At 60.3% G+C, this 26,152-nt stretch carries 22 protein-coding genes; 10 read left to right on the top strand and 12 right to left on the bottom strand.

Annotation, left to right across the window (positions count from 1 at the left end):
• Positions 1 to 10: 10 nt before the first annotated feature.
• From ACYZT1_RS14155 to ACYZT1_RS14130, 6 genes are all read left to right on the top strand, one after another.
• Positions 11 to 1,597 (top strand): aldehyde dehydrogenase (NADP(+)), encoded by a 1,587-nt coding sequence (locus tag ACYZT1_RS14155; RefSeq protein WP_462015343.1) that lies wholly within the window; start codon positions 11 to 13, stop codon positions 1,595 to 1,597.
• Between the two features lie 177 nt (positions 1,598 to 1,774).
• Positions 1,775 to 2,065, top strand: a complete 291-nt coding sequence (locus tag ACYZT1_RS14150; RefSeq protein ID WP_462015342.1) for a DUF5629 family protein — start codon at positions 1,775 to 1,777, stop codon at positions 2,063 to 2,065.
• Complete coding sequence (locus ACYZT1_RS14145) at positions 2,058 to 3,227, top strand: lactonase family protein (protein WP_462019247.1); 1,170 nt, start codon at positions 2,058 to 2,060, stop codon at positions 3,225 to 3,227. Before ACYZT1_RS14150 ends, ACYZT1_RS14145 begins: the two co-directional genes overlap by 8 nt.
• A 157-nt stretch (positions 3,228 to 3,384) precedes the next feature.
• The gene (locus tag ACYZT1_RS14140; protein WP_462015341.1) at positions 3,385 to 3,564 is read left to right on the top strand and encodes a hypothetical protein; all 180 of its coding nucleotides are present in this window, start codon (positions 3,385 to 3,387) and stop codon (positions 3,562 to 3,564) included.
• Between the two features lie 281 nt (positions 3,565 to 3,845).
• Positions 3,846 to 4,058, top strand: coding sequence for a hypothetical protein (locus ACYZT1_RS14135; RefSeq protein WP_462015340.1), 213 nt, complete (start codon positions 3,846 to 3,848; stop codon positions 4,056 to 4,058).
• Complete coding sequence (locus ACYZT1_RS14130; protein WP_462015339.1) at positions 4,055 to 4,312, top strand: hypothetical protein; 258 nt, start codon at positions 4,055 to 4,057, stop codon at positions 4,310 to 4,312. The genes ACYZT1_RS14135 and ACYZT1_RS14130 overlap by 4 nt, the downstream gene beginning before the upstream one ends.
• A gap of 73 nt (positions 4,313 to 4,385) precedes the next feature.
• On the opposite strand, the gene ACYZT1_RS14125 is transcribed toward ACYZT1_RS14130, so the two are convergent.
• The 10 genes from ACYZT1_RS14125 to ACYZT1_RS14080 all read right to left on the bottom strand — a co-directional run bounded on the left by ACYZT1_RS14125 (position 4,386) and on the right by ACYZT1_RS14080 (position 17,502).
• Positions 4,386 to 4,982, bottom strand: coding sequence for a glutathione S-transferase (locus ACYZT1_RS14125; protein ID WP_462015338.1), 597 nt, complete (start codon positions 4,980 to 4,982; stop codon positions 4,386 to 4,388).
• Positions 4,979 to 8,620, bottom strand: coding sequence for an SbcC/MukB-like Walker B domain-containing protein (locus ACYZT1_RS14120; RefSeq protein WP_462015337.1), 3,642 nt, complete (start codon positions 8,618 to 8,620; stop codon positions 4,979 to 4,981). The genes ACYZT1_RS14125 and ACYZT1_RS14120 overlap by 4 nt, the downstream gene beginning before the upstream one ends.
• Complete coding sequence (locus ACYZT1_RS14115; RefSeq protein WP_462015336.1) at positions 8,617 to 9,861, bottom strand: exonuclease SbcCD subunit D C-terminal domain-containing protein; 1,245 nt, start codon at positions 9,859 to 9,861, stop codon at positions 8,617 to 8,619. Before ACYZT1_RS14115 ends, ACYZT1_RS14120 begins: the two co-directional genes overlap by 4 nt.
• Before the next feature lie 174 nt (positions 9,862 to 10,035).
• Positions 10,036 to 11,670 (bottom strand): BatD family protein, encoded by a 1,635-nt coding sequence (locus ACYZT1_RS14110; protein WP_462015335.1) that lies wholly within the window; start codon positions 11,668 to 11,670, stop codon positions 10,036 to 10,038.
• On the bottom strand, positions 11,667 to 13,403 hold the full coding sequence (locus ACYZT1_RS14105) for a VWA domain-containing protein (protein WP_462015334.1): 1,737 nt from the start codon (positions 13,401 to 13,403) through the stop codon (positions 11,667 to 11,669). Before ACYZT1_RS14105 ends, ACYZT1_RS14110 begins: the two co-directional genes overlap by 4 nt.
• Entirely contained in the window at positions 13,400 to 14,476 is a 1,077-nt protein-coding gene (locus tag ACYZT1_RS14100) for a vWA domain-containing protein (protein ID WP_462015333.1), read from the bottom strand. The genes ACYZT1_RS14105 and ACYZT1_RS14100 overlap by 4 nt, the downstream gene beginning before the upstream one ends.
• A complete protein-coding gene (locus tag ACYZT1_RS14095; protein ID WP_462015332.1) occupies positions 14,469 to 14,963 on the bottom strand; it encodes a DUF4381 domain-containing protein in 495 nt (164 codons plus the stop codon). Before ACYZT1_RS14095 ends, ACYZT1_RS14100 begins: the two co-directional genes overlap by 8 nt.
• Positions 14,960 to 15,904: a DUF58 domain-containing protein gene (locus ACYZT1_RS14090; RefSeq protein WP_462015331.1), complete on the bottom strand. Its 945-nt coding sequence runs from the start codon at positions 15,902 to 15,904 to the stop codon at positions 14,960 to 14,962. Before ACYZT1_RS14090 ends, ACYZT1_RS14095 begins: the two co-directional genes overlap by 4 nt.
• A 5-nt stretch (positions 15,905 to 15,909) precedes the next feature.
• The gene (locus ACYZT1_RS14085) at positions 15,910 to 16,869 is read right to left on the bottom strand and encodes an AAA family ATPase (RefSeq protein WP_003218556.1); all 960 of its coding nucleotides are present in this window, start codon (positions 16,867 to 16,869) and stop codon (positions 15,910 to 15,912) included.
• A 279-nt stretch (positions 16,870 to 17,148) separates the two neighbouring features.
• Positions 17,149 to 17,502 carry a hypothetical protein gene (locus ACYZT1_RS14080; RefSeq protein ID WP_462015330.1) on the bottom strand — a complete coding sequence of 118 codons (354 nt, stop codon included), beginning with the start codon at positions 17,500 to 17,502 and terminating at the stop codon, positions 17,149 to 17,151.
• 502 nt (positions 17,503 to 18,004) lie between these two features.
• Between ACYZT1_RS14080 and ACYZT1_RS14075 the strand changes: the two genes are divergently transcribed.
• A complete protein-coding gene (locus ACYZT1_RS14075) occupies positions 18,005 to 22,909 on the top strand; it encodes an NAD-glutamate dehydrogenase (RefSeq protein ID WP_462015329.1) in 4,905 nt (1,634 codons plus the stop codon).
• 84 nt (positions 22,910 to 22,993) lie between these two features.
• Here ACYZT1_RS14075 and ACYZT1_RS14070 read toward each other — a convergent pair whose 3' ends face one another.
• Positions 22,994 to 23,560 (bottom strand): hypothetical protein, encoded by a 567-nt coding sequence (locus ACYZT1_RS14070; protein WP_462015328.1) that lies wholly within the window; start codon positions 23,558 to 23,560, stop codon positions 22,994 to 22,996.
• A 230-nt stretch (positions 23,561 to 23,790) separates the two neighbouring features.
• On the opposite strand from ACYZT1_RS14070, the gene ACYZT1_RS14065 reads away from it, so the two are divergent.
• The 3 genes from ACYZT1_RS14065 (at position 23,791) to ACYZT1_RS14055 (ending at position 25,752) form a co-directional block, all read left to right on the top strand.
• On the top strand, positions 23,791 to 24,309 hold the full coding sequence (locus tag ACYZT1_RS14065; RefSeq protein WP_462015327.1) for a GNAT family N-acetyltransferase: 519 nt from the start codon (positions 23,791 to 23,793) through the stop codon (positions 24,307 to 24,309).
• A 135-nt stretch (positions 24,310 to 24,444) separates the two neighbouring features.
• On the top strand, positions 24,445 to 24,939 hold the full coding sequence (locus tag ACYZT1_RS14060) for a hypothetical protein (RefSeq protein ID WP_462015326.1): 495 nt from the start codon (positions 24,445 to 24,447) through the stop codon (positions 24,937 to 24,939).
• A gap of 141 nt (positions 24,940 to 25,080) precedes the next feature.
• The gene (locus ACYZT1_RS14055) at positions 25,081 to 25,752 is read left to right on the top strand and encodes a DUF3313 domain-containing protein (RefSeq protein WP_462015325.1); all 672 of its coding nucleotides are present in this window, start codon (positions 25,081 to 25,083) and stop codon (positions 25,750 to 25,752) included.
• A gap of 123 nt (positions 25,753 to 25,875) precedes the next feature.
• On the opposite strand, the gene ACYZT1_RS14050 is transcribed toward ACYZT1_RS14055, so the two are convergent.
• Positions 25,876 to 26,100: a hypothetical protein gene (locus tag ACYZT1_RS14050; RefSeq protein WP_462015324.1), complete on the bottom strand. Its 225-nt coding sequence runs from the start codon at positions 26,098 to 26,100 to the stop codon at positions 25,876 to 25,878.
• Between the last annotated feature and the right edge of the window lie 52 nt (positions 26,101 to 26,152).

The following is a 26,152-nucleotide window of genomic DNA, read 5'->3' as shown; positions in this document are numbered from 1 at the left end:
GGAGAACTTCATGACCAGCATTCTTGGCCACAACTACATCGGCGGTCAGCGTAGCGCCGCCGGCTCACAGACCCTGCAAAGCGTCGACGCCACCACCGGCGAGCCGTTGCCCCACGAGTTTTATCAGGCCACCCCGGAAGAAGTGGACGCCGCCGCCAAAGCCGCCGCTGCCGCTTACCCGGCTTATCGCAGCCTGAGCGCCGAACGACGTGCGCAATTCCTTGATGCAATTGCCGATGAACTGGACGCGCTGGGCGATCACTTCGTCGCGGTGGTCTGCCGTGAAACCGCACTGCCAGCCGGACGCATTCAGGGCGAACGCGGTCGCACCAGCGGCCAGATGCGTCTGTTCGCCAAGGTACTGCGTCGCGGTGATTTTTATGGCGCCCGCATCGATCAGGCGTTGCCCGATCGCCAGCCGTTGCCGCGCCCGGACCTGCGTCAATACCGCATCGGCCTGGGCCCCGTGGCTGTGTTCGGCGCAAGCAACTTTCCGTTGGCGTTTTCCACGGCCGGTGGCGATACCGCATCCGCATTGGCCGCCGGTTGCCCGGTGGTGTTCAAGGCTCACAGCGGGCACATGGCAACCGCCGAGCTGGTGGCCTGTGCGCTGACTCGCGCTGCGGAAAAAACCGGCATGCCGGCCGGCGTGTTCAACATGATCTACGGCGCAGGCGTCGGTGAAGCGCTGGTCAAGCACCCGGCGATTCAGGCCGTCGGCTTTACCGGTTCGCTCAAAGGAGGCCGTGCGCTGTGCGACATGGCGGCGGCGCGCCCTCAACCCATTCCGGTGTTCGCGGAAATGTCGAGCATCAACCCGGTGATCGTGTTGCCGCAGGCGCTCAATACCCGCGCAGAAACAGTGGCGCGTGACCTCACCGCTTCGGTGGTTCAGGGCTGTGGCCAGTTCTGCACCAACCCCGGCCTGGTGATTGGTATCCGCTCGCCACAGTTCACTGCATTCGCGCAGCAGGTTGCGCAATTGATCGGCGATCAACCGGCGCAGACCATGCTCAACGCCGGCACGTTGGGCAGCTACGGCAAAGGCCTGCAAAAACTCTTCGCGCATCCTGGCATTGAGCATCTGGCCGGTCGCGTGCAGGAAGGTAATCAGGCGCAGCCGCAACTGTTCAAAGCCGATGTCAGCCTGCTGATCAACGGCGATGAAGTGTTGCAGGAAGAAGTGTTCGGTCCAACCACCGTGTTTGTCGAAGTGGCGGATCAGGCGCAATTGAGCGCTGCCCTGAACGGTTTGCATGGTCAGTTGACCGCAACCATCATCGGTGAGCCGGCAGATTTCGAGCAGTTCGGCGAATTGACCGCGTTGCTGGAACAGAAGGTCGGCCGGATCCTGCTCAACGGCTACCCAACCGGCGTGGAAGTCTGCGATTCGATGGTGCACGGCGGGCCATACCCGGCGACTTCCGATGCCCGCGGCACCTCGGTCGGCACGCTGGCGATCGACCGTTTCCTGCGGCCGGTGTGCTTCCAGAACTACCCCGACAGCCTGCTGCCGGACGCGTTGAAGAACACCAATCCATTGCGCATTCAGCGCCTGGTGGATGGCCAGCCATCGCGCGACGCGATCAAGGGCTAACGCATATCCTGTGGGAGTGAGCCTGCTCGCGATGACGGAGTATCAGGCGACATCGGTGTTGTATGACACGCCGCAATCGCGAGCAGGCTCACTCCTACAGGGGGCTGTGACGTTCCCTGATTTGTGTTTGACGCATTGCGCTATCATTGCGTCTTTCCTCTCCAAAGATTGACTGCCATGACTGCCGATACCTTGCTCAATGCCCTCGAAAACTGCGACATGCTCGAAATCGACGGGCTGCACGCGTTCGATTTCTCTCTCGATGAAGACGACCACCTGCACATCGAATGCATGGACGGCCGCGCACTCAAACGCTGGGCGTTCAGCATGGCGCAGATTCAGGCCGCAACCTTCGATGCTGATTTGAAGAGCTGGATCATCACAGGCGATTCGGGCGAACACCGGCTGGTGCCGATGGAGGCCATCGGTGGCGGCGACGACGAGGACGAAACGAATGAGGATGCGTAACTTCTGGCCTCTGTTGATCGCCGGCAGCGTCGGCGCCATGGGGATGCAGGCGGTAGCAGACCAGCGCTATGACTTGCTGGTCGGCTCCTACACCGCAGGCCAGAGCGAGGGCATATACCGCCTGAGCTTTGACGCCGCCACCGGCCAGATCGACGCCAAACCGCTGCAAGTGATCAACAGCGAAAACCCGTCCTGGCTGACGATCTCGAAGGATCATCGCTACCTGTTCGCAGTCAACGAAAACGGCCCGGGGCAGGCCGATCCGGTCGGGCGCGTCAGCAGCTTTGCAATCGATCCCAAGACCCATGCATTGAGCCTGATCAATCAGGTGCAGAGCCTGGGCAATGAGCCGACCCATTCGAGCCACAGCGTCGATGCCAGTCACTTGTTCGTCAGCAATTATTCGGTGATTGAAGATCCAGGTGGCACCCTGGCGGTATTACCGGTGGGCGCGGACGGCCAACTCAAATCCGTGGTGCAAATGAGCAGCCATACCTCGAGCAGGGTCAATCCTGAGCGGCAGATGTCGGCGCACGTGCATTCAACGGTATCGTCGCCGGACGGCAAATATGTTTTCTCCAACGACTTGGGCGCGGACAAGGTGTTCGTGTATCGCTTCGATCCCAAAGCCAATCCCGAGCTGCCATTGACCGCCGCTACCCCGTCTTCCGTGCAACTCCCACCGGGCAGCGGGCCGCGGCATCTGCTGTTCAGCGCCGATGGCAAACACGCCTGGCTGACCATGGAAATGAGCGCGCAAATTGCCGTGTTCGATTACCGGGACGGCAAGCTTGAGCAAACGCAGATGGTCGATCTGGCAGCGGGGCAGCCAGCGTCGGCCAAGGCTGCGGCAGCCTTGCATGCTTCCGCCGATGGCAAGTTCCTGTACGTCAGCAACCGCGGCACGGCCAATCAGTTGCTGGTGTTCGCCATCGACCCGGCGTCGGGCCAGCTCAAAGAACTGCAGCGGCGCTCCGTGGAAGGCGATCACCCGCGCGAGTTCAGCCTCGATCCCAGCGGCAGGTTCTTGCTGATTGCCAATCAGAAAAGTAACCAGATCGTCGTGGTCGAGCGCGATGCCAAAAGCGGTTTACTGGGCAAAACCGTGCAGAAACATCCGATCGATGCCCCGAGCGACTTGAAGTTTCTGGTGCGTCAATGAGTCGCAGGCCCCGCTTGCTGGGGCCTGCGCACGTGTATCAAAACGACTGATATGTGAAAGTGCTACAAAGCATTTCAAGGGACAAACCCTCGGAGGTTAAGTTTGCTTCACGGCCCCACCGGGCAAGCAAAGCCAACTGACTCCGAGGACTACCGCCATGAACTTCAACCTTTTCTCCGTGATCGCCGCTTCAGCCATTTCTGCCACTGTTGCATTGCCAGCCAATGCCAACATTGAACTCAGCGACAAAAAATCCCACGCCCAGAGCTACACCCAGAAATACCTGCAACAAAGCGCCAACTTCTACGCAGCGCTGGATCACAAAACCCAAGCCTGAAATGTAAATCCTGCACCCTTTATGCAGGAGCGAAGTCACTTGCGCGGATCGAAGTAAAATTCGGGAAACGTTGAGTGAGGTCGCTCCTGCATAACGCGTTTCGGCGGTTTTTTGAAGGGCTCCCGGCGCCCGGAGCTAGCCTGATAAGTTTTATCGAGTCGGCAGATAGACTGGCTAAATAATCAACGAAGCTGATGGTTACTATGGATAACGCTGAGTGGCTGTCACGGGTTTTCTGATTGATTCTGTGGACATCAAAAACATGTCCACGGGAGAACACCATGGCCAGCGCAATCCTTTCTTCTGCCAAACGCGGCGCCTACCTGGCCATCGGTCTGTACCTGGTCATGGTTCTGGGTGTCAGTATTTCGGCTCAGACTGAACACGAATTCGAAGCACCGATCCAGGTCGCTCATCCTGGTATCCAGTTCGACCACCGCACCCAAAGCGCGCTGATTGATCGGGCCGAACTCGCAGGAGTCGCCGGATCATGAAAGGAGGGAAACTGGGGGTCATCGCTTTGCTGGCGTTCATAACCAATGGCTCTTCGCTTTTAGGCATCGGCCAGGGATCGGCAGGCTCGGTGGCCCGCGCCATAGAAGCCAACCACAACCTGGCCCACGCGATAGATACCGCCAAAGCCATGGGGCTACTGGCTGGCAATCCACCGATCAAACGTGATGTGGATTTTTTCGGCCCGTTCCAGGTGGATTGCTCGGTGTTGCAGATGTGTGAAGTGTTTGCCTGAACTGACGTTGCTTCATCCCATGCAACAGGCCACAGATGATTGTGTTAGCTGCTGCACAGGTGAGCGAGGGCGATTACTTCTGCATCACACGGGTAAACAAATCCGACACTAGAAACCGCTGCAACCAGGCTTGCAACCGAACATGCGGCGTCTGCGCAAACCATTCGCGATCAACATGGGCGAACTGGCGCACGAACGGCATCAGCGCCACATCCGCCAGGCTGGTATGGTCCGCCACCAGATAATCGCGTCCCTCCAGCAACGCCTCCAGCCTACGCAGAAACACCTCGCCCTCGGACCGATAAACTTCCATTGGCTGTTCGGGATATCGCTCGGCATATTTGTAGCGATTAAGGTGCACCTTGAACACGTGATCATTTTCTTCGATCAACTCGGCGATGCGCTGCCGCCCGACGGGATCCTCCTTGAGCGACCAGTCCTGCGGATCGTTCTGCGCCAGCGCCCAGCGCATGATCGCCAGGCTTTCATCGATCACCTCGCCATCGACGCTCAACACCGGCACCGTGCCTTTGCTCGACAGGGCAAGCATCTCGGCCGGCTTGGCTTTCAGGCTGACCTCGACGATGTCGACCGCGACCCCGCAGTAGCGCAGAGCCATTCTTGCGCGCATGGCGTAGGGGCAGCGGCGGAAGGAATACAGCGTATTCATTTCACCTCCAGCGTACTCAGGCCATTGCCTTGGCGGTGCACCTGAATCTGCACTGGGATCCGTTCATGCATTTCCTGCACGTGGGAAATCACCGCGACCTTGCGGCCCTGAGCCTGCAGTCCGTCAAGCGCGTCCATCGCCAATTGCAGGGATTCCGGGTCGAGGCTGCCGAAGCCTTCGTCGATAAACAGCGATTCAATCTTGAGTGTGCTGGAGGCCATCGACGCCAGGCCCAGCGCCAGGGCCAGCGACACCAGAAAAGTCTCGCCGCCGGACAATGAGTGCACCGAACGCAGTTCGTCGCCCATCTCGGTGTCCATCACCAGCAAGCCCAACATGCTGCCGCCACGTTTCAAGCGATAGCGACGCACCAGTTGCCGCAGCTGGACGTTGGCGTGATGCACCAGCAAGTCGAGGTTGTAGGCCTGGGCAATCTTGCGGAAGGTGTCGCCGGTGGCCGACCCGATCAGCGCATTCAAACGGCCCCAGCGTTGATATTCGGCGTATGCCTCGGCAATTCGCTGGGCCAGCGCCTGATTGGCATTCTGCCGACGCTGGTCCTCGGCCTGTTCGGCACGCAACTCGGCGCAACGCTGCTCGCTGCTGGCGAACAGGTTCTGCAACTGGGCGAGTGCGCTGGCCAGTTGTTCGGCATCGAGATTACCGTTGTGTTGCGCCTGATGATTGAGCAGTCGCTGATCGCGCTCCTGCAATCTGACTGTCGCCTGCTCGATGGCCTTTTCGCTCTGCTGCAAGTGCTGCCGCAGCTCGCTGACTTGCTGGTCGTCCACGCTCAACAGCGCTTGCAGCTCGCCATCATCCAGTTCCGGATGCAGCGCACGCCAATCAGCAATCTTGCCGCCCAGCTCGTGAGTTTCGCTGGCAAGGGCCTGGCTGCGGTCTTCCTGCGCTTTGAGTTCGGCGGCCAGTTGCACCAGCCGCGTGCGCACGCTCTGCAACTCCTGACCGGCGCTCGCTTCGGCACTGCGGGCCTGTTCGACGGCTTGATCCAGTTGCAGTTGCCACTGCTCGGCGCTGCCGTGCTCCCCCAATAGCTGCGCGAGGGTTTGCTCACAAGCCTGCTGCTGCGCGGTCAGTGCGGCGAACTGTTGCTGCGCGGCTTGGAGCTGCTGCGTCCGGGTGAGCTGGCGATCCTGCTCTTTTTCCAGCGTCTGCTGGCGCTGCTGTTGCTCGCCTTGTTCATCGCGTTGCTGTTCGAGTTGCTGCAAACGCTGGGCGATCTGCTGATCAAGCTGCAGGAACGTCGCCGCCGGTTCGTTGCGCAAAGCCTGCAGCGTATCTGCCGGCAACAGGGCGCCGAAGGCATTCAGTTCCTCGTCCAGACGCTGGCGATCACTGTTCAACTCGCGTTGCTGGTTGGCCAGATGCTGAGCGGCCTGCTGACTGGCGGTTTCGGCGTTGCGCAATTGCTGATGAAGTCGCGCCGCCTCTTGTTGCAGGGTGAGCAGGGCGGTTTGCCGCTGCTCGTCCTGGCTAATGCTCTGGGTTAACTGATTGTTTTGCTGGGCCAGCCAGGCATCGCGTTTAACAGCATCCTGGCCGAGCAGCTGTGTCGATAACGGGTGCGCGTCAAGGCTCGGCGTCAGGTCCTGCTGCTGAGTGGCCAATTGCTCCTGCTGTTGCAGCAGTTCTTTCTGTTGAACGATGACGCCGCCCACTTCGGTGCGCAAGTCGGTCAGCTGTTCCTTCAGCGTATCCACCGCTTTCTGCGCAGTGGCCTGTTCGCTTTCATCATGTCGACCGAGGCTTTGCAGCAAGGCTTCAGGCTGATGGTACGGGTGGTCCGGGCTGCCACAGACCGGGCACGGCTGATCGTCCTGCAACTGCGCGCGCAATTCTTCGACACTGGCGCTGCGGGCCAGACGCTGGCGTTCGAGCAATTCGCGGGTGACGCTCAACGTCTGTTCGGCGACAGTTAACGCAGCTTTGGTCTTGACCCCTTCCTGGGTCAGGCGCTCGCGTTCCTGCTGCGCGCTGAGCTGGCGCTGTTGCAGCTCGGTACCACGCTTGTCGAGCTCTTGCTGCCTGGCCCACAGCCGGGACAGCTCCTCAAAGGCACGCAGTTGCTTGCGATTGTCCTGCAACAGATTGCCCAGCAACTGAATCTGTTCGGCGACAGCTTCCGGTTCGGCGCCGGCCTCTTTGTAGAGCACTTCCAAATGTTGCTTTTGCGCGGTCAGTTGTTCAGCAGCGGCGGTGGCCTGATGTTCCAGCGAGGCCAGTTCGGCCTGGCCCTTGTTGAGGCGATTGCCGATCAGCATCAGTTGTTGCAGACGATCGCGGTAAGCGTTCCAGGCGTCGCTGAGGGGCGCGAGGTGCGCACTGTGCTCAAGCCCGGCGGCGATCTGCTGCAAGCGCTCGGCCACACGCTGCTGCTGGTCGAGCAAGTCTTGAATCGCACTTTGGCCTTGGGTGCACGCCTGTTCCGCCTGTTGTTTGCGCTCGGCGCTCAGGCTGGCGTCTGTGCCGAGGCGGGCGAGGGTGCTTTGTGCCTCGAAGGCCTGGCGCAGCAGCGGCGCGCTGGCCGCGTGGCGTGTTTGCGCTTCGGTCAGTGCGGTTTGTGCGGCGCTCAGGCTCTGTTCAAGTTGCGCGCGGCGTTCGTTCAGCTCGGCTTGCTGGCGGGTGTGCGCTTGCATCTGCTCGGCCAGGGGGGCGAGCTGCACAGTGAGTTCGGTCTGGCGAGCAAACTGATGGCGCTGTGGCGCCAGTTGCTCCAGGCGCGTCCATTTCAGGCGTTCGCTGGCCAGACGTTCCCAATGCGTTTGGGCGCTGGTCAACTGCTGGGCGGCGCTCTGTTGCTCGTCCTGCAGCTGGCGCAGGTCTTTTAGCCAGGTGTGTTGCAGCTCAAGTTGTTTAAGTTGCGATTGTTGAGTCCTGAGCTGATTTTGCGCTTCGTTGAAGCGCTCATCCAGTTCCGCGCGGGCTTCGGGCGACAACGGCGTCACGCCGATAGCCTGGTCCTGCAACAGCTTATGGTTTTCTCGTGCATCCTTGGCCTTGTCGAATGCACGGCGGCCCAAACGCGTGTAAAGCGCGGTGTCGGTAAGTTTTTCCAGCAGCTCGCTGCGTTCGTTGTCGTTGGCCTTCAGGAAGGCGCTGAACTCACTTTGAGCGAGGAGGACGGCGCGGGTGAACTGCTCGAAATTCAGGCCCAGCACGGCTTCCAGCTGGGTCTTGAAATCCATTTTCTGGCTGGCGAGCAGTTGGTCCTGATCGATGTCGCGCAAACTCTGGCGACTGGCCTGCAGCTTGCCGCCGGCCTTTTCCCGGGCGCGATTGGCTTCCCAGCGCGCACGATAGCGGCGCCCGTCGATACCGACGAAATCCACTTCGGCATAGCCTTCACCCGTGCCGCGGCGCAACAGCGTGCGGGGGTCGCCGGTGCTGATTTCGCCGTCGGCGTCCGGTGCCTTGGCCGATACTTGCGCGTTGCTCAGCCTCGGCACGGCGCCGAACAGCGCCAGGCACAAGGCGTCGAGCAAGGTGCTTTTACCGGCGCCGGTCGGCCCGGTGATCGCGAACAATCCGGCGCTGGCCAGCGGTTCAGCCGTGAAATCGATTTCGAATGGCCCGGCCAGCGAGGCAAGGTTTTTCAAGCGGATCGCGAGGATTTTCATGGCTGTTCGCTCTCCATCTGCACGTCCTGCAACAGTTCGGCAAAGTCCTTCAGCGTCTGCTCATCGACCTCGCTGCCATAGTTGTCCAGCCAGGCGCGACTGAACAATTCCTGGGGAGTCAGCTGATCCAGATCGATCAGGCTGGCACCGTCATCGGCACCGTCGCGACCGCCACTGCCGGCATATTCGGCCGCGATGCGCACCAGCCGAACGGCTTTGCCTTGCAAAGCGCTTTCGACCTGATGGCGCAAGTCGGGTTGCGGTTCGTCGAGGCGCACACGGACTTCCAGCCACGGCTGGCGCTGAATGTCGGCCAGCAGATCAATGTTCGGCAGGTCGGCCAGTTGCAAGAGAATGTCCGCCAACGGCGCTGGGCCGATGCGTTGCAGGTTGACGGCGCGGGGAATGAGCTTGGGTAGGACGCTGACCAGGGTCTCGCCGTCGAGCTGAATATCAAGGATCTGGTGCTGATAACCGATTTCGGAAAACGACAGCGGAATCGGCGAACCGCTGTAGCGAATGCGCTCTTCGCCGTTAACCTTCTGCGGCTTGTGCAGATGCCCGAGGGCGACGTAACTGATGCTCGAACCGAACAGGCTGGCCGGCAGCGCCTCGGCGTTGCCGATGATCAGGCTGCGCTCGGAATCTTCGGACACCGAGCCGCCGGCCATGTGCGCGTGACTGATGGCAATCAATGCCTGGCCCTTCTTGCGCTTGGCGTTGGCGGCTGCGATCAGCCATTCGTGCACCTGACCAATACCGCGCAGGTAGTTGTCACCCAAATGGGCGCCGGTCACTTCGGCGGGGCGCAGGAACGGCAGCGCCAGGCACCAGGCGACGGTTTTGCCCCTGGCGTCCGGCAGTGGCAGCAGCAGGCGCTCGGCGTCCAGCTGCCCGTCGTCCAGCCACAACACACGACCGAGCGCATGTGTGCGTAAACGGCGCATCAACGGCGCTGGCAACTCGATCCGCGAGCCGGAATCGTGGTTGCCGGCGATCATCACGATGGTCAGCTTCGGCTGTTGCTCATGGGCGCTGACGATGAAATCGTAGAGGCGTTCCTGGGCTTTGACCGGTGGGTTAACTGTATCGAATATATCGCCAGCGATCAGCAGCGCATCGGGCTGATCCAGCTTCAGCTGACGCAACAGCCAGTCAAGAAAACAACCGTGTTCGAAATCACGTTCCTGGCCGTGCAGGTTCTGCCCAAGGTGCCAGTCGGAGGTGTGAAACAGACGCAAGGCGAACTCCGTGGGAAATAAGGTAATGGCCGCGTGGAAAATGAGGGCGGCGAAAGCGGAGATAGTTTACGGGTAAACGGGGGGTAATGCAGAAGAGCGCAAAGATCGTAGCCTTGCGCAGCTTCCTGAGGGAGTGTTGTGGCCGTAGCTGCCGAAGGCTGCGATCTGCTGGTCTTACTTCGGATACAACGGCGGCAAACCACTGTCACCCACCGGGGCCTGAACGCCCTCCGCTGTCGGGATTGCGCGGATCGCCCTCCACAGGTCCTCACCTTGCCAGTGCTGGCCGGTCTCGCTGTAGAGCGCGCCGTTGAGGCCGTCGAGAGCGTCCGACAGCGGCACGAAACGCGCCGCCATGTCGGCCAGGGTTTCCGGCTGTTGCCGGGCCCAGGCGTCGAGCGCCTGGCGGGTGGCGTGGGAGTCGTTGGCCAGGCAGGCGCGTTTGAGTTCGTCGAGTACCGTGCGGGTGCTCGGGCCGGCTTGCGCGGCCCGCAGGATCGCCGGTTGCCAGCGTGCGCGCCACCAAAGGCCGAAGCCCAGCAGCGTGGTGCACAGCAGAATCAGGCTGATGAGTTGCCAGCGCCACAACGTGTCGCCGTCGGCAGCGGCGGGGAGTGGTGCCGTGCTGGCCGGTGTGTCGACCGGCAGGCTCGGATTGTTCGCCACTTGCAAGGTCCTGGCGGGCAGGCTGGTGTGTTCCAGGTGATCTTCGAAGGTGTTCCACCAGACGACGTCCACCGCGGGCAGCTCGAGCTTGCCGCTACGGATCGGCACGAGTGCTTCGCGATCTTCGCGACTGCCGATCAACCCTCGCTCGCTGTTCTGGTTGCCCAGCACCGGTTGATCCGGATAACGACGCAGCCCGTTGATGTCGGTGGCCGGCAGCGGTGGCAACTGCGAGCTGGCGAGGCCTTCGGCCTTGAGCGTCAGGCTGCGGGTCAGGGAGTCGCCCGCCTGGGCCTGTTCCGGCTCCGGGTTCCAGCTTTCGCTCAGGCTTATGCTACGGGCCGGTAGCCATGGCGCGTCCACAGGGTAAGCGGCGGGTTGGGGTTTGACCGTCAGCAACATTTCACTGGAGCTGACGCGCAGCATTTTCCCCGATCTCGGCGACTCGGCATCCTCGGCCGGTTGTGCGTCGACCAGCGTGGCGCTGAACGCTTGCGCCGGAATGCTCAGCTGCCCGCTGTGTTGCGGGTAAATCGCATAGCGCATCTCGATCACGCCGTGACGCACGCCCTTGATGTCTTTTTCATAGGTGCGCGATTCACCGAGTTGCTCGATACGTGCATCGGGAATCTGCAGCGGCGTCAGGCTGCTGTCGTCGTACAGCGAAACGGAATGGTAGATGCGCAAGGTCAGGATCGCCTGGGCCTGCACATAAACGCTGTGCTGATCGAGGCTGACCTCGATGAACACCGGAGCCAGCTTGCCTGCACTGTCCTGGGAGTCGCCTTCCACCACTTGCAGGGTGATCGGCTGGCTCTGTCCGTCGCCCAGTTGCAGCGACGGGATTACCACGGTGCCGTTCTGGCGGGGCAGCAGGGTGATGATCCAGCGCGTAGTGGCGCCCGAATCACCATTGATGGTGTTCAACTGGTTGACCTGACGGGTGCCGCGGACCTCGAACTGTGGCTCCAGCGCAGCCAGATCAGGTTTGCCAAACTGCGTCACGTCAGTGGATTCCAGGGTCAGTTCAACGGTTTCACCCGAGTTCAGACGACTGCGGTCGACACTGGCGACCAGACCCAACGCCTGAGCCTCGGTGGTCCAGAGCAGCACTGCCAGCGTGAAAGTTGTGAAGCGGGTCATCGGGTTTTTTCCTGATCCTGATGTTGTTGCTGTTCGTACCAGAATTTGCGTCTGAGCAATTCACCCGGATCGTCCGGAATCTTGCGTAGCCATTGCTCCAGCGCCTGCTGTTGTTCGCCATCAATGCTGTCGGTGGCCGGGCGCAGCGGTGGGGTGGTGCGCTGTTCATCGCCCAGCTCGCTGCCCGGGACTTCATTGCCGCCCGGTTTGGGTGGCGCGGTCGCCAATGGTTCCGTGTCTGGCGACGGTTGGCCGGTATCGACAGCCGGATCGCCTTGGCTGGAGGGCGGTGTCGCGGCGCCCGGCGGAGGTTCTTGCGCCGACGGGTTTTGCTCGGTCGGGGCCTCGTCCGGTTCAGCCGGCGGCGAGGTGTTTTTCTGCTTCAGCAAATGCTCTACAAGCGCCTTGTTGGTCAGGGCCGGGCGTAAATCCGGTTGGCGTTCCAGCGCCTGCTCATAGGCATCGAGTGCGGCTTCCAGTTCGCCGCTTCTGGCCAGGGCGTTGCCACGATTGTAGTGGGCGTGGGCATCCTTGCCTTCGGCGAAGCGCTGGGCGGCGCCACTGTAATCGCCGGCCTCATACAGCGCCACACCTTGCCATTGCGCATCTTCAAAGTGCTGCGCAGCTTGCGCCGGCAGTTTCTGCCTGAGCAGATGCAGCCCGCGCTGATCAGGTCGCAACCACAGGTCTTCGAAGTCGAAGGCATGGCTCGGTTGCGGTACCAGAATTAACAGGGGCAAACAGAATAGCCAGCCACGCCGGCCCGCGCAGGCGGCGAGCAGCAACAGCGGCAACAACAACCAGTAACCCTGATCGGCCCAGGTATCGAGGCGCACGGTCTGGCCGTCATTGCGCAGGTGGCGAGGCCCGTCGAACAGACCCAGTGCACGCAGATCGGTGTCTCCCAGGCGCGCATGGCGATAGCGCCCATCCACGCTGTCAACGAAGGTTTTCAACTGAGGCTCATCCAGGCGCGACACGAGGATCGCGCCCAGTTCATCCTTTAGAAAACTGCCGTCTTCCTGGGTAATCGGTGAGCCTTCGCGGGTGCCGATGCCGAGCATCAGCAATTGGGTGGACTTGCCTTTCAGCGCCAGATGAATGCCTTCGCGCTCCAGCTCGTTGAGCGATGAACCAATCAACAAAATACGCCCGTCGCCCAGTGCGGCCTGACTCAGCAGTGCGAGGGCTTTGCGCACGGCGAGATCGGCGCGATGGCCGGCTGCCGGCATCAGCGAAGGCTTGAGCGCATCCAGCAGGTTGCGACTGGTGGAGAGGTCGTCCGACAGTGGCACCAGCGTGTGTGCGCTACCGGAATAGACAATGATGGCGGTTTGCGAATCGCTGCGCCTTTGCAGCAGGTCGAGCACTTTGCGCCGGGCTTGTTCCAGCCGATTGGGAGCAACGTCGGTGGCAAGCATTTGCGGCGTGAGTTCGAGAATCACCACCAGTGGATCGGCCGGTTTCTGGCTGGTTTGCTCGACACGCTCCCAACTGGGCCCCAGCAGCGCCAAAACGGTCAGCGCCCACGCGACGCCGAGGGCGACCCATGGCAATTTGCTCTCGCGACCGTTGCCGCCACTGAGCAATGCGGCTTGAAAGGCTGGCGGAAGGATCATTTGCCAGCGGCCGGCGCGCTTTTGCCGATGCCAGAGTTGCCACAGCAGCCAGCCGAGCACCGGCAACAGCAGCAGCCACCAGGGGCGAAACCAATACGGCCAGAGCACGCTCATCGGCGCCTCCGTAGACGCAGGCGGTTGAGCCGCTGGCGCCAGTCAGGCAATGGCGTCTGTAACAGATCTTTGGTAAACAACCGCTGTATCGGGTTATGCGGCCAGCGTTCGCGCACGGCCAGCAACATGCTCAGCAGCAACGCCAGTGCCAGGGGCCACTGATATAACGCCTGGGCAGGGCGTGCCTGGGTCGGTTGTTGAGTCACCGGTTCCAGTTGATCGAGGGTGGCTTTGATCGCTTGCAGTTCCTCGCCGTCGTGGGCCCGAAAGTATTGGCCGCCGGTGACCTGGGCGATCGCCATCAAGGAGGGTTCGTCCAGGTCCAGGCTCGGGTTGACGCCGAGAAACCCCGCCGTGCCGCTTTGTTCAGGATCACCGCCGATGCCGATCGGATAAATTTTCACGCCTTCGCGTGCGGCCAGGCGCGCCGCCGTCAACGGATCGATTTCGCCGCCGTTATTGGCGCCATCCGTCACCAGGATCAACACTCGGCTCTGCGCCGGACGCAGGCGCAAGCGCTTGAGTGCCAGGCCAATCGCGTCGCCGATCGCCGTGTTTTTGCCGGCAATACCAATCCGGGCCTCGTCCAGCCAGATACGCACGGTCCGCCGATCGAATGTCAGCGGCGCTTGCAGATACGCTTTGCTGCCGAACAGAATCAGGCCGACCCGATCGCCTTCGCGACTTTCGAGGAAATCCCCGAGCAAGTGTTGGACCAGCGCCAGGCGACTGACTTCGTCGTCCCGCCACTGCATATCAGGGAAATCCATGGAGCCGGAGACATCCACCGCCACCAGCAAATCGCGACCACTGGCGGCGATGGGCAGCGGTTCGCCCAGCCATTGCGGGCGCGCCGCCGAGATCAGCAATAACAACCACAGCAGCAGGAATGGCGCCTGTTGCCGCCAGGCAGGCAGATTGGCCCGGGCGCGGCGCCGCGCGAGACCTTCGAGGTCGCTGAGGAAGCTGACGTTGAGCGCCGGCTCACCGCTGTCGGCCGCCGGCAATACGATGCGCAACAGCCAGGGCAACGGCAGCAGGGCGAAGATCCAGGGCCAGGCGAACTCAAACATGTTTGCGGATCCACGTATCGACGGCTTGGGTCAGCCCGGCGATGGCTTTGTCGTCGAGTTTGCATTCCGGTTTGTAGGCACCTTCGACCAGGATCATCCAGCGCGTCAGACCGGCGGCGGGACAGCGATTGTCGAGAAACGCCAGCCATTTGCGCCCGTTCAACGTGTGGCTCTGACTGTAAGGGTAATGGTTGCGGCACAGACGCTTGAGCAAACCGTTGAGCTGCTGCAGCCACGCTCCGGCGGGCGCACCATCGTAGGGTTTGGGCATCAGCGCCAGCTCGGCGAGCGCCGCGACGCGCACGGGATCCAGCGGTTGCTCGAGGGGCTCGACGGCGCGTTTGGCGGGCAGAAAGCGGCGCAGTTGCCAAAGACCGAAGCCGAGCAGCGGCATTAACAACAGCAACAACCACCAGCCGGGCGCCGGCGGCCAGAAGCCAATCGGCGGCGGAGAAATCAGCGGTTGCAGTTGATCGAGGCTGCTCATCGGCCTTTCCCTGGACGTTCCGGGTTCAGGTACTCGCGCAGCTGTTCGACCATTTCGCTTTGGGTGCTCAGCGGCATCAGTAACACACGCAGTTTTTGCGCCAGCAGTTCCCAGCGGTTGATACGCGCTTCGGCTTGGGCACGATACGTCTGGCGCAAGTCATAATTGAGCGTGTCGAGCTCCAGTTGCGCGCCGCGTTCGGCGAAGCGCAGCAGGCCGGCGGCCGGCAGGGCGTGGTCAAGCGGATCGGACACGGGCAGCAGCAACAGGTCGCAATGCCGCGACAACAGACTCAGTTGTTGCTCGGAGCCTTCGGTCAGCGCGCGCTCGTCGCAGATCACGATCACCAGGCTGCCGGGGCGCAATACCTCGCGGGCGCGGCGCAGGGCCATGTTCAACGAGTCGCGATTGTGCTCGCTTTCGGTGTGCAGCGACTGGTTGACCCGAACCAGACGGTTGAGCAGCTGCAGCAGGCTTTGTTTGCTGCGCCGCGGTTTGATCTCGTAGTGCTCGTGATCGCCGAACACCAGCCCGCCGACGCGGTCGTTGTGGCCAAGGGCGGCCCAGCCGATCAAACTCGCGGCCTGCGCGGCAAGCACCGATTTGAACATCAGCCCGGAGCCGAAAAACAGCCGGCGACTTTGCTCGACCATGATGAAAATCGGCCGCTCGCGCTCTTCGTGGAAGAGTTTGGTGTGCGGTTCCTGGGTGCGGGCGGTGACGCGCCAATCAATGGTGCGGACGTCGTCGCCAGCCTGATAAACCCGCACCTGGTCGAAGTCCACGCCGCGCCCGCGTAGTTTGGAATGGTGCAGGCCGATCAGCGGGCTGCGCTGACTCGGCGTGGAAAACAGCTGCACTTCGCGCACGCGATGGCGCATCTCGATCAGCTCTGTGAGGCTGACACGGATGCCCGGCTCGGGCGGCAGGCTGGCGTTCATCGGGGTCAAGCGACGGCTACGACGTCGAGAATCCGCTGGACCACACGGTCCTGATCAATGCCCGCGGCTTCGGCTTCAAAGGACAGAATGATGCGGTGACGCAGCACATCGAACAGCACCGCCTGAATATCTTCCGGGCTGACGAAGTCACGACCGGCCAGCCAGGCGTGGGCGCGGGCGCAGCGGTCGAGGGCAATCGAACCGCGTGGGCTGGCGCCATACGCGATCCACTCGGCCATTTCCGGGTCGAACTTGGCCGGCGTGCGGGTGGCCATGACCAACTGCACCAGGTATTCCTCAACGGCATCGGCCATGTACAAACCGAGGATTTCCTTGCGCGCGGCAAAAATGGCCTGCTGGCTGACGCGGCGCTCGGGCTTGGTTTCGCCATTGAGCGCTTCGCCACGGGCCTGCTGCAGGATGCGGCGCTCGACGGCGGCATCCGGGAAACCGATTTTGACGTGCATCAAAAACCGGTCGAGCTGCGCTTCGGGCAATGGGTAGGTGCCTTCCTGCTCGATCGGATTCTGCGTGGCCATCACCAGAAACAGCGGCGACAACTCATAGGTACTGCGCCCGACACTGACCTGACGTTCGGCCATGGCCTCCAGCAAGGCTGACTGCACCTTGGCCGGCGCCCGGTTGATTTCGTCCGCCAGCACCAGATTGTGGAAGATCGGGCCTTGCTGGAAGACGAAGCTGCCGGTTTCCGGGCGATAGATTTCCGTGCCGGTGATGTCGGCAGGTAACAGGTCAGGGGTGAACTGGATGCGATGGAACTGGGCTTCGATGCCTTCAGCGAGTTCTTTGATGGCCTTGGTCTTGGCCAGGCCAGGAGCGCCCTCGACCAGCATGTGGCCGTCAGCGAGCAGGGCGATGAGCAAGCGCTCGATGAGCTTTTCCTGGCCGAGAATCTGCGTTGAAAGAAAGGTTCGCAGCGCAAGCAGCGCTTCACGATGTTCCATCGGTGACTGTTCCTGGGAAGGGTGACCGCAGACGTTCTGGTAACGCCAGGGCTGGGGGCGTTACTTTAATCCATCGTGGGGTGCGGCGACTAACGGCATTTTGTGCAAAGTGCGGGAATAGATGGGTGAAATTGTCAGAAATTGCAGGTGCACAGAGTCATGTTGTGCCTTCAGGCCACATCGCGAGCAGCCTCGCTCCCGCACGGATCGCATCTTGACCCGGCAACTCGGTCAACGTTGGGAGCGAGCCTGCTCGCGATGGGGCCGGTCAAGGCACCATCAAAGCGCGCTGATATAAGTCCCGGTCCCCTTGAGCATGTTCTGCAAAGTCTCCTCCACCTCCGCCAGATCACCCGCATCCGTACGGTGAATGATCTCCAGCGAATCATCCCCGTTCAACGCATCTGCATCGGCAGCGGCGATTTCGATCAGCAAACGGGTGGCGCTCAACGTTACCTTCACACCGTCGAGCGTCGAAGGTTCGCCGTCGAGGGTGATTTCCAGCTCGTCTTCGTCCGGGTAGCGGGTCATCAGGAACATTTCACCCTGGTCGCTGTGGCAGGCGAGCATGGCCATGTCGTCTTCTTCCTCATCACAAGGGTTGACGATCAAAAGGGCAGTAGTCATTTGCATGGGAAATCCCGAATCGGCGAGCGTTGTAAATACAACAAAAGCCGATTCTGCCAGCACTCGGGAATTTCTGCTCGTCGCAGTGTCAGAGGATGCGTGGTGAACAACGGGTGGGTGGCTGGTCATTTCCGGTACTCGAACAGTGTAAATGCAGGCATAAAACGCCCGATTTCCTCCACGGCTGCTAGTGTTGTCACGGGCACATGGCATGAGCAGCATTCCGATGACCGAATATGTCGCAGCACCGCAAGCACGGGCCTCGCCGCACTGGTTAAGCTGCGCATCGAATGGATACCTGTAAAGACATTGTGCAATTGATCGCAGAGTCGTTTTTGCAGATGCCCATTCATGGAAGGTGAATGTGACCTGAGCGTCTCGTCCAGCTTCACCCACCTGTCACCCTGTTTCCTCTGCCCGAGATTCAGGAACAGGGCGACGGAACGCCCCGAAAGGGGTTTTGCACGCGACGCTTCCATCAATAACAAGCCCAAGCGGAGTACCACAGATGGCGTTCTTCACCGCAGCCAGCAAAGCCGACTTCCAGCACCAACTGCAAGCGGCACTGGCGCAGCACATCAGTGAACAGGCACTGCCACAAGTGGCGCTGTTCGCTGAGCAATTCTTCGGCATCATTTCCCTGGACGAGCTGACCCAGCGTCGGTTGTCCGACCTCGCCGGCTGCACCCTTTCTGCCTGGCGCCTGCTTGAGCGCTTCGATCACGCGCAGCCGCAGGTGCGCGTTTACAACCCTGATTACGAACGCCACGGCTGGCAGTCCACGCACACGGCAGTGGAAGTGCTGCACCACGACCTGCCATTCCTCGTGGACTCGGTGCGTACCGAGCTGAACCGTCGCGGCTACAGCATTCATACCCTGCAAACCACCGTGCTGAGCGTGCGTCGCGGCAGCAAGGGCGAGTTGCTGGAAATCCTGCCGAAGGGCACTCAGGGCGAGGGGATCCTGCATGAATCCCTGATGTACCTGGAAATAGACCGTTGCGCCAATGCGGCAGAAATGAACGTCCTGAGCAAGGAGCTGGAACAGGTTCTCGGCGAAGTCCGCGTAGCGGTCGCCGATTTCGAGCCGATGAAAGCCAAGGTTCTCGAGATCCTCACGGGTCTGGACAACAGCCAGTTCGCTGCCGATCCTGAAGAAAAAGCCGAAATCAAAAGTTTCCTGGAATGGCTGGTGGGCAACCACTTCACTTTCCTCGGCTACGAAGAGTTCGTGGTGCGCGATGAAGCCGACGGCGGCCACATCGTTTATGACCAGAGGTCCTTCCTCGGCCTGACCAAACTGTTGCGCAACGGTCTGACCTACGAAGACCTGCGGATAGAAGATTACGCGGTCAACTACCTGCGCGAACCGACGCTGCTGTCGTTCGCCAAGGCTGCACACCCAAGCCGTGTGCACCGTCCGGCCTACCCGGATTATGTGTCGATCCGCGAAATCGACGCCGATGGCAAAGTCGTCAAGGAATGCCGTTTCATGGGCCTGTACACCTCGTCGGTGTATGGCGAGAGCGTGCGGGTCATTCCGTACATTCGCCGCAAGGTCGAAGAAATCGAACGCCGTTCGGGTTTCCAGGCCAAGGCTCACCTGGGCAAGGAACTGGCGCAGGTTGTCGAAGTATTGCCGCGTGATGACCTGTTCCAGACGCCGGTCGACGAATTGTTCAGCACCGTGATGTCGATCGTGCAGATTCAGGAACGCAACAAGATTCGCGTGTTCCTGCGCAAAGACCCGTACGGCCGTTTCTGCTACTGCCTGGCCTACGTGCCGCGCGACATCTACTCCACCGAAGTGCGCCAGAAGATCCAGCAAGTGCTGATGGATCGCCTGAAAGCGTCGGACTGCGAGTTCTGGACATTCTTCTCCGAGTCCGTGCTGGCTCGGGTGCAACTGATCTTGCGGGTCGATCCGAAGAACCGCCTGGACATCGACCCCGTTCTGCTGGAAAAAGAAGTGGTGCAAGCCTGCCGCAGCTGGCAGGACGATTACGCCAGCCTGACGGTTGAAAGCTTCGGTGAAGCCAGCGGCACCAACGTGTTGGCGGACTTCCCCAAAGGCTTCCCGGCGGGTTATCGCGAGCGTTTCGCCGCGCATTCGGCCGTGGTCGACATGCAGCACCTGCTGAGCCTCTCCGAAAAAAATCCATTGGTGATGAGTTTCTATCAGCCGTTGGCGCAGGTTTCCGGCCAGCGAATGCTGCATTGCAAGCTGTACCACGCCGACACCCCGCTGGCGTTGTCCGACGTCTTGCCGATTCTGGAAAACCTTGGCCTGCGCGTGCTGGGTGAATTCCCGTATCGCCTGCGCCACAACAATGGCCGCGAATTCTGGATTCATGATTTTGCGTTCACTGCCGCCGAAGGTCTGGAACTCGACATTCAGCAACTCAACGACACCTTGCAGGACGCCTTCGTCCACATCGTGCGTGGCGATGCCGAAAACGATGCATTCAACCGTCTGGTATTGACTGCCGGCCTGCCTTGGCGCGACGTGGCGCTGCTGCGCGCTTATGCCCGTTACATGAAACAGATCCGTCTGGGCTTCGATCTCGGCTACATTGCCAGCACCCTGAACAACCACACCGACATCGCTCGTGAATTGACCCGGTTGTTCAAAACCCGTTTCTACCTGGCGCGCAAGCTGTCCAGCGATGATCTGGAAGACAAGCAACAACGTCTGGAACAGGCGATTCTGACCGCCCTGGACGATGTTCAGGTATTGAACGAAGACCGCATCCTGCGTCGCTACCTCGACCTGATCAAGGCGACTCTGCGGACCAACTTCTACCAGTCCGACGCCAACGGTCAGAACAAGTCCTATTTCAGCTTCAAGTTCAACCCGCACCAGATTCCGGAGCTGCCGAAACCGGTACCGAAGTTCGAAATCTTCGTCTACTCGCCACGCGTCGAAGGCGTTCACCTGCGCTTTGGTAACGTCGCCCGCGGTGGTCTGCGCTGGTCGGACCGTGAAGAAGACTTCCGTACGGAAGTGCTCGGCCTGGTAAAAGCCCAGCAAGTCAAGAACTCGGTGATCGTGCCCGTGGGTGCGAAGGGTGGCTTCCTGCCGCGTCGCCTGCCACTGGGCGGCAGCCGTGACGAAATCGCAGCCGAGGGCATCGCCTGCTACCGCATCTTCATCTCGGGCCTGTTGGACATCACCGACAACCTGAAAGACGGCGCACTGGTTCCGCCTGTCAACGTCGTGCGTCATGACGACGATGACCCGTACCTGGTGGTCGCGGCGGACAAGGGCACTGCAACCTTCTCCGACATCGCCAACGGTATTGCAATCGACTACGGCTTCTGGCTCGGCGACGCTTTTGCTTCCGGCGGCTCGGCCGGTTATGACCACAAGAAAATGGGCATCACCGCCAAAGGCGCATGGGTCGGTGTACAGCGCCACTTCCGTGAGCGCGGCATCAATGTTCAGGAAGACAGCATCACCGTCGTGGGCGTCGGCGACATGGCCGGTGACGTTTTCGGTAACGGTCTGTTGATGTCGGACCAGCTGCAACTGGTCGCAGCGTTCAACCACCTGCATATCTTCATCGATCCAAACCCTGAACCGGCCAATAGCTTCGCCGAGCGCCAGCGCCTGTTCGACCTGCCGCGTTCGGCATGGTCGGATTACGACACCAGCATCATGTCCGAAGGCGGCGGGATTTTCTCTCGCAGCGCGAAAAGCATCGCAATTTCCCCGCAGATGAAAGAACGCTTCGACATTCAGGCTGACAAGCTGACCCCAACGGAACTGCTGAACGCCTTGCTCAAGGCGCCGGTCGATCTGCTGTGGAACGGCGGCATCGGCACTTACGTCAAGGCGAGCACCGAAAGCCACGCCGATGTTGGCGACAAGGCCAACGATGCGCTGCGTGTCAACGGCAACGAACTGCGCTGCAAAGTCGTGGGCGAGGGCGGTAACCTCGGCATGACCCAGCTGGGTCGTGTCGAATTCGGTGTGAATGGCGGTGGCTCCAACACCGACTTCATCGATAACGCCGGTGGCGTGGACTGCTCTGACCACGAAGTGAACATCAAGATCCTGCTGAACGAAGTGGTTCAGGCCGGTGACATGACCGAGAAGCAACGTAACCAGTTGCTCGGCAGCATGACCGACGAAGTCGGCAATCTGGTGTTGGGCAACAACTACAAGCAGACTCAGGCCTTGTCCCTGGCGGCCCGTCGCGCGTATGCGCGGATCGCTGAATACAAGCGTCTGATGAACGACCTGGAAGGTCGCGGCAAGCTGGATCGTGCGATCGAGTTCCTGCCGGCTGAAGAGGCGCTCAACGAGCGTGTCGCCGAAGGCCACGGCCTGACCCGTGCCGAGCTGTCGGTGCTGATCTCCTACAGCAAGATCGACCTCAAGGAAGCGCTGCTCAACTCGCAGGTACCGGATGACGATTACCTGACGCGCGACATGGAAACCGCTTTCCCGCCAAGCCTGGTGAGCAAGTTCTCGCAAGCCATGCGTCGTCACCGTCTCAAGCGTGAGATCGTCAGCACCCAGATCGCCAACGATCTGGTCAACCACATGGGCATCACGTTCGTGCAGCGACTCAAAGAGTCGACCGGCATGAGCCCGGCGAACGTGGCCGGCGCCTACGTGATCGTGCGTGACATCTTCCACCTCCCGCACTGGTTCCGTCAGATCGAAGCCCTGGATTATCAGGTTTCCGCGGACGTGCAACTGGAGCTGATGGACGAGCTGATGCGTCTGGGCCGTCGCGCCACGCGCTGGTTCCTGCGCGCCCGTCGCAACGAGCAGAACGCTGCCCGTGACGTCGCGCATTTCGGTCCGCACCTCAAAGAGTTGGGCCTCAAGCTCGACGATCTGCTGAGCGGCGAAATTCGTGAAACCTGGCAGGCGCGCTATCAGGCGTACGTTGAAGCCGGTGTGCCGGAGTTGCTGGCACGCATGGTGGCTGGCACTACGCACCTGTACACCCTGCTGCCGATCATCGAAGCATCCGACGTGACCGGCCAGAACCCTGCGGACGTGGCCAAGGCCTACTTCGCCGTTGGCAGCGCGCTGGACGTCACCTGGTACCTGCAGCAGATCAGCGCTCTGCCGGTGGAAAACAACTGGCAGGCCCTGGCGCGTGAAGCGTTCCGCGATGACGTCGACTGGCAGCAACGTGCGATCACCATCTCGGTCCTGCAACAGGGCGACGGTACTCAGGACGTGGAAACACGCCTGGCGCTGTGGATGAAGGAGCATCAGAGCATGATCGCGCGCTGGCGCGCGATGCTGGTGGAAATTCGTGCGGCGAGCGGCACGGACTACGCCATGTACGCGGTGGCCAACCGTGAGTTGCTGGACCTGGCGTTGAGCGGGCAAGCAGTGGTGCCTGCCGCTACTGCGACTGCCAGCGCAGAACTGGAGCCTGTGGCCTGATCAGGCGCTGAATGAAAAAGCCCCGACTCGAAAGAGCCGGGGCTTTTTTAATTCTGGCGTTATGATCGATTAGTAGGCGCGAATTCAATCTTCGTCATAATCATTGTACTGGTCGGGCGTGGTACTGGTCGGATAGGGCACATTTCTTTCGAGTATCTCGAAATTAAACTTTAGTTTTTCTCCTGAATAGTCGTTGAAGTAATAAGCGTCTCTCCCGCTAGTTGGGTGCTTGTTGGCTTTGATGATGCCTGCATTGCGGGCTTTCAAATAAATGTTGGCGGTTCTGGAACTCAGGTCGTCAAGTGTGATTATTCTTTCGTTATCATCCAGCAAGTTAAATGAAGTGGTCTCTGCTCCGGCGCCTGGAAAGGCGCCAAGCTTGCCGTTAGCGTTTTTGCTGAGATATTTTCCGAAATAATCAGCGCTTCGGATCTGTATGTTGTAGTAGTCGTCATAACACTCGAAAAATGCAAGAAACTTTGGAGTAGAACGCTGCACTCCGGAGGGATGCCTGCGGTAAGGCGGCAGGGTGGTCAGTACGTTGGCCTCACTTGCGACATAACGTTCACCCAGGATGCTGTCGAGAAAGGTCAGGCGTTTGTCGTTGCACTCTACGTGCGCAATAAATGATTTTTTCTGGCTGAAGTTCATATAGTCTTCCTTGAAATGGGTTTTATTTTGTCTTGCGTCCTGCAAGACGTTAATTTAGTTAGATTGTATTCGAATGGAAGCCCCCAATAGTTGCGGCTTATTACCGTTTGTCGAAGAAGGAATAAAAGTTTGGGGCGCGGGCGGCCTGGGCTTTAATGGTGTTGAACTCGCCACTGGAGAGAACACGTTATAGAGTGACCAGCCATGTCGGCCTCAAGGAAGATTCACCCATGCACTCAGTCGATAGCATCATTACTCTCGAACGCTTCAACGAAGCCCACATCGATGGTGTCGCTGCGCTCTACAACGAGCCGGCGGTCGCCCGTCAGGTCCTGCAAATGCCTTTCCAATCGACCGAGGTCTGGCGCAAGCGTCTGGCGGCGGATGACGAGCGCGCTCTGAAATTGGTGGCGCTGCATCAAGGGACCGTCATCGGCCATATGGGCCTGGAACAATTTTCGCGCGTGCGCCGCAGTCATGCCGGCAGTTTTGGCATGGGCGTGCTTGCAGCTTGGCAGGGCAAAGGCGTCGGCTCAAGGCTGCTGGCGGCGGCACTGGACGTCGCCGACAACTGGATGAACCTGCAGAGGGTGGAGCTCTCGGTGTATGCCGACAATGAAGCCGCCATAGGCTTGTACCGCAAGTTCGGTTTCGAGACCGAGGGGCTGTTTCGCGACTACGCAGTACGCGACGGCAGGTTGGTGGATACCTTGAGCATGGCCCGTCTGCGGCGCACGCTCGGGGTTTGATCAATCGGCCGGCCCGTGCCAACGCCTCGCGGTCCATCGACGGATTGACCGCTCAGGCGTTTTAGTCGTACGTCGCGGCCGCGCATCTGCCATGCTCAATTTCCGTAACACCGCTTGAATCAAAGGATCATCGCAATGGACGACGTACAGCAACTGGGCGAAATGCTTCGTCTTTATGCAGACAGCGAAGCGCACAAAAAACAACTGTTCGAGTCGCAATCGTCCGTGTGGACGACGCGCATTGGCGAGTTGTTCGATGAGATCCAGCAATGGCTTGAGCCAGTCAAGGCGCCGAACCTGCTGGTGGTCAGCCGCGAACCTTATGTTGCTTCCGGACCCAGCGTTCCGGTTGAGACGTCTACGTTCAAGACTGAAAAAATGAGCATCATCATCGCCGGCAAGCCAGTTGAATTCGTGCCTGATGTGATGGGTTCCGGTGGCCAGATCTCGTTGGCGGTGATGGGCCTGACCGCCGCCCGTTATGGCAGCATCTCGCTGGTCTGCCAGCCGCCTTCGAACAGTTGGCAATGGCGCAAGACCAACGGTTTGAAAGACCCGGACACTTTTGTATTCGATGCAAATTTCCTTGCTCAGCAATTGCAGAGCCTGATTCCCCGCGATCGCGGCTAATCAAGCTTGGCCAAGTTGGCACTGACCCTGCCTCTGCTTACCGCCATAGATGAATATTTCGTTATTCAGTACAAAAACTCGTGCATTTGGCTATACCTGTATCACCCGTCTTCAGACGATTGTCGACCCAGGAGTTAGAGCATGAAGCTAGCGGTAATGATGAGCACCCTGTGCATGGCCTCGATTGGAATGGTGGGCTGCTCCAGCAAAGTGGTTGATCCGGACCAGTATTCGGGCTTTTTGAAGGACTACAGCCAGTTGCGCGAAACCAAATCCCCTTCAGGTGCCACGGTAATGCGCTGGATTGACCCCAAGATCGAGATCGACAAGTTTTCCAGTGTCTACATCGAACCCACCCAGCTCTATCCCCAGCCGCAGCCGACGGCGAAAATCCCCCAGGCGACGTTGAACGGTATAACCAGCTACTACGATCAAGCGCTCAAACGCGAAATCAGCCGATCATTGCCGCTGGCGGCTGCCCCGGGCCCCGGTGTGCTCGTGGTGCGCGCAGCCATTACGGCAGTCAGCAGCAAAACCCAAGGTCTGAAGCCTTACGAAGTGATTCCGATAGCCTTGGTAGCGGCGGCCGTAAGTACCGCCAGCGGTATTCGTGATCAGGACACCGACCTGGCCACGGAAGCGGTGTTTCTCGATGGCAGCAACAACAGCGTCGTTGCCCAGGTGGTGCGCAAAGGCATCGGCAAGCCGCTGGAAAATGAAGCTCAGGTCATGAAGGCCGATGATGTGAAAGGCGTGATCGATGGCTGGGCGTCGGACATGCATCAGTCGTATCTGAAGCTGAAATCCGAATGACGCAGGCAGGCTGACAGCCCTTTCGAGAGCAAGCCCGCTGCCACAAGGTTTGATGGGGTTCACAGTACGTGGCCATTGAACATTATGTGGAGGCGGGCTTGTCCGCGTATCCGTTCTGACCCATCAAGTAACCTCATCGACCGCTTGCCTGTCATTGTCCGGCGAGTTCGAGCACCGGCATTTTCCATTGTCCGTCGGCAAAGGTGCTTGCCTGGCGATCGCCCGTGCTTCCTGCGCAGTCGCGCTGAAGTGGGTCTTTGCACTGCTTGCGACGTCTTCGGCGCCCACCCGGCAGCTGACGAACAGAGTCATCAAGCTGTAGCCCGCCGCCCGAATTGCACCGTGCATATCGAAATTCCTGGTTGCCAAAGTGACGTTGATCCAGGCAAGCGTAGTGGCG

It is taken from the genome of Pseudomonas sp. PB3P13, assembly GCF_054897735.1.
The sequence above is the reverse complement of the archived record's forward strand: the minus strand, read 5'-3'. Positions and strand labels throughout refer to the sequence as shown.

Coding starts and splice junctions, on each gene's coding strand:
- ACYZT1_RS14075 (WP_462015329.1), top strand. CDS start 18,005: ATGGCGTTCTTCACCGCAGCCAGCAAAGCCGACTTCCAGCACCAACTG.
- ACYZT1_RS14140 (WP_462015341.1), top strand. CDS start 3,385: ATGAACTTCAACCTTTTCTCCGTGATCGCCGCTTCAGCCATTTCTGCC.
- ACYZT1_RS14080 (WP_462015330.1), bottom strand. CDS start 17,502: ATGCAAATGACTACTGCCCTTTTGATCGTCAACCCTTGTGATGAGGAA.
- ACYZT1_RS14110 (WP_462015335.1), bottom strand. CDS start 11,670: ATGACCCGCTTCACAACTTTCACGCTGGCAGTGCTGCTCTGGACCACC.
- ACYZT1_RS14070 (WP_462015328.1), bottom strand. CDS start 23,560: ATGAACTTCAGCCAGAAAAAATCATTTATTGCGCACGTAGAGTGCAAC.
- ACYZT1_RS14055 (WP_462015325.1), top strand. CDS start 25,081: ATGAAGCTAGCGGTAATGATGAGCACCCTGTGCATGGCCTCGATTGGA.
- ACYZT1_RS14125 (WP_462015338.1), bottom strand. CDS start 4,982: ATGAATACGCTGTATTCCTTCCGCCGCTGCCCCTACGCCATGCGCGCA.
- ACYZT1_RS14145 (WP_462019247.1), top strand. CDS start 2,058: ATGCGTAACTTCTGGCCTCTGTTGATCGCCGGCAGCGTCGGCGCCATG.
- ACYZT1_RS14155 (WP_462015343.1), top strand. CDS start 11: ATGACCAGCATTCTTGGCCACAACTACATCGGCGGTCAGCGTAGCGCC.
- ACYZT1_RS14065 (WP_462015327.1), top strand. CDS start 23,791: ATGCACTCAGTCGATAGCATCATTACTCTCGAACGCTTCAACGAAGCC.
- ACYZT1_RS14050 (WP_462015324.1), bottom strand. CDS start 26,100: ATGCACGGTGCAATTCGGGCGGCGGGCTACAGCTTGATGACTCTGTTC.
- ACYZT1_RS14135 (WP_462015340.1), top strand. CDS start 3,846: ATGGCCAGCGCAATCCTTTCTTCTGCCAAACGCGGCGCCTACCTGGCC.
- ACYZT1_RS14105 (WP_462015334.1), bottom strand. CDS start 13,403: ATGAGCGTGCTCTGGCCGTATTGGTTTCGCCCCTGGTGGCTGCTGCTG.
- ACYZT1_RS14130 (WP_462015339.1), top strand. CDS start 4,055: ATGAAAGGAGGGAAACTGGGGGTCATCGCTTTGCTGGCGTTCATAACC.
- ACYZT1_RS14060 (WP_462015326.1), top strand. CDS start 24,445: ATGGACGACGTACAGCAACTGGGCGAAATGCTTCGTCTTTATGCAGAC.
- ACYZT1_RS14095 (WP_462015332.1), bottom strand. CDS start 14,963: ATGAGCAGCCTCGATCAACTGCAACCGCTGATTTCTCCGCCGCCGATT.
- ACYZT1_RS14100 (WP_462015333.1), bottom strand. CDS start 14,476: ATGTTTGAGTTCGCCTGGCCCTGGATCTTCGCCCTGCTGCCGTTGCCC.
- ACYZT1_RS14090 (WP_462015331.1), bottom strand. CDS start 15,904: ATGAACGCCAGCCTGCCGCCCGAGCCGGGCATCCGTGTCAGCCTCACA.
- ACYZT1_RS14085 (WP_003218556.1), bottom strand. CDS start 16,869: ATGGAACATCGTGAAGCGCTGCTTGCGCTGCGAACCTTTCTTTCAACG.
- ACYZT1_RS14150 (WP_462015342.1), top strand. CDS start 1,775: ATGACTGCCGATACCTTGCTCAATGCCCTCGAAAACTGCGACATGCTC.
- ACYZT1_RS14120 (WP_462015337.1), bottom strand. CDS start 8,620: ATGAAAATCCTCGCGATCCGCTTGAAAAACCTTGCCTCGCTGGCCGGG.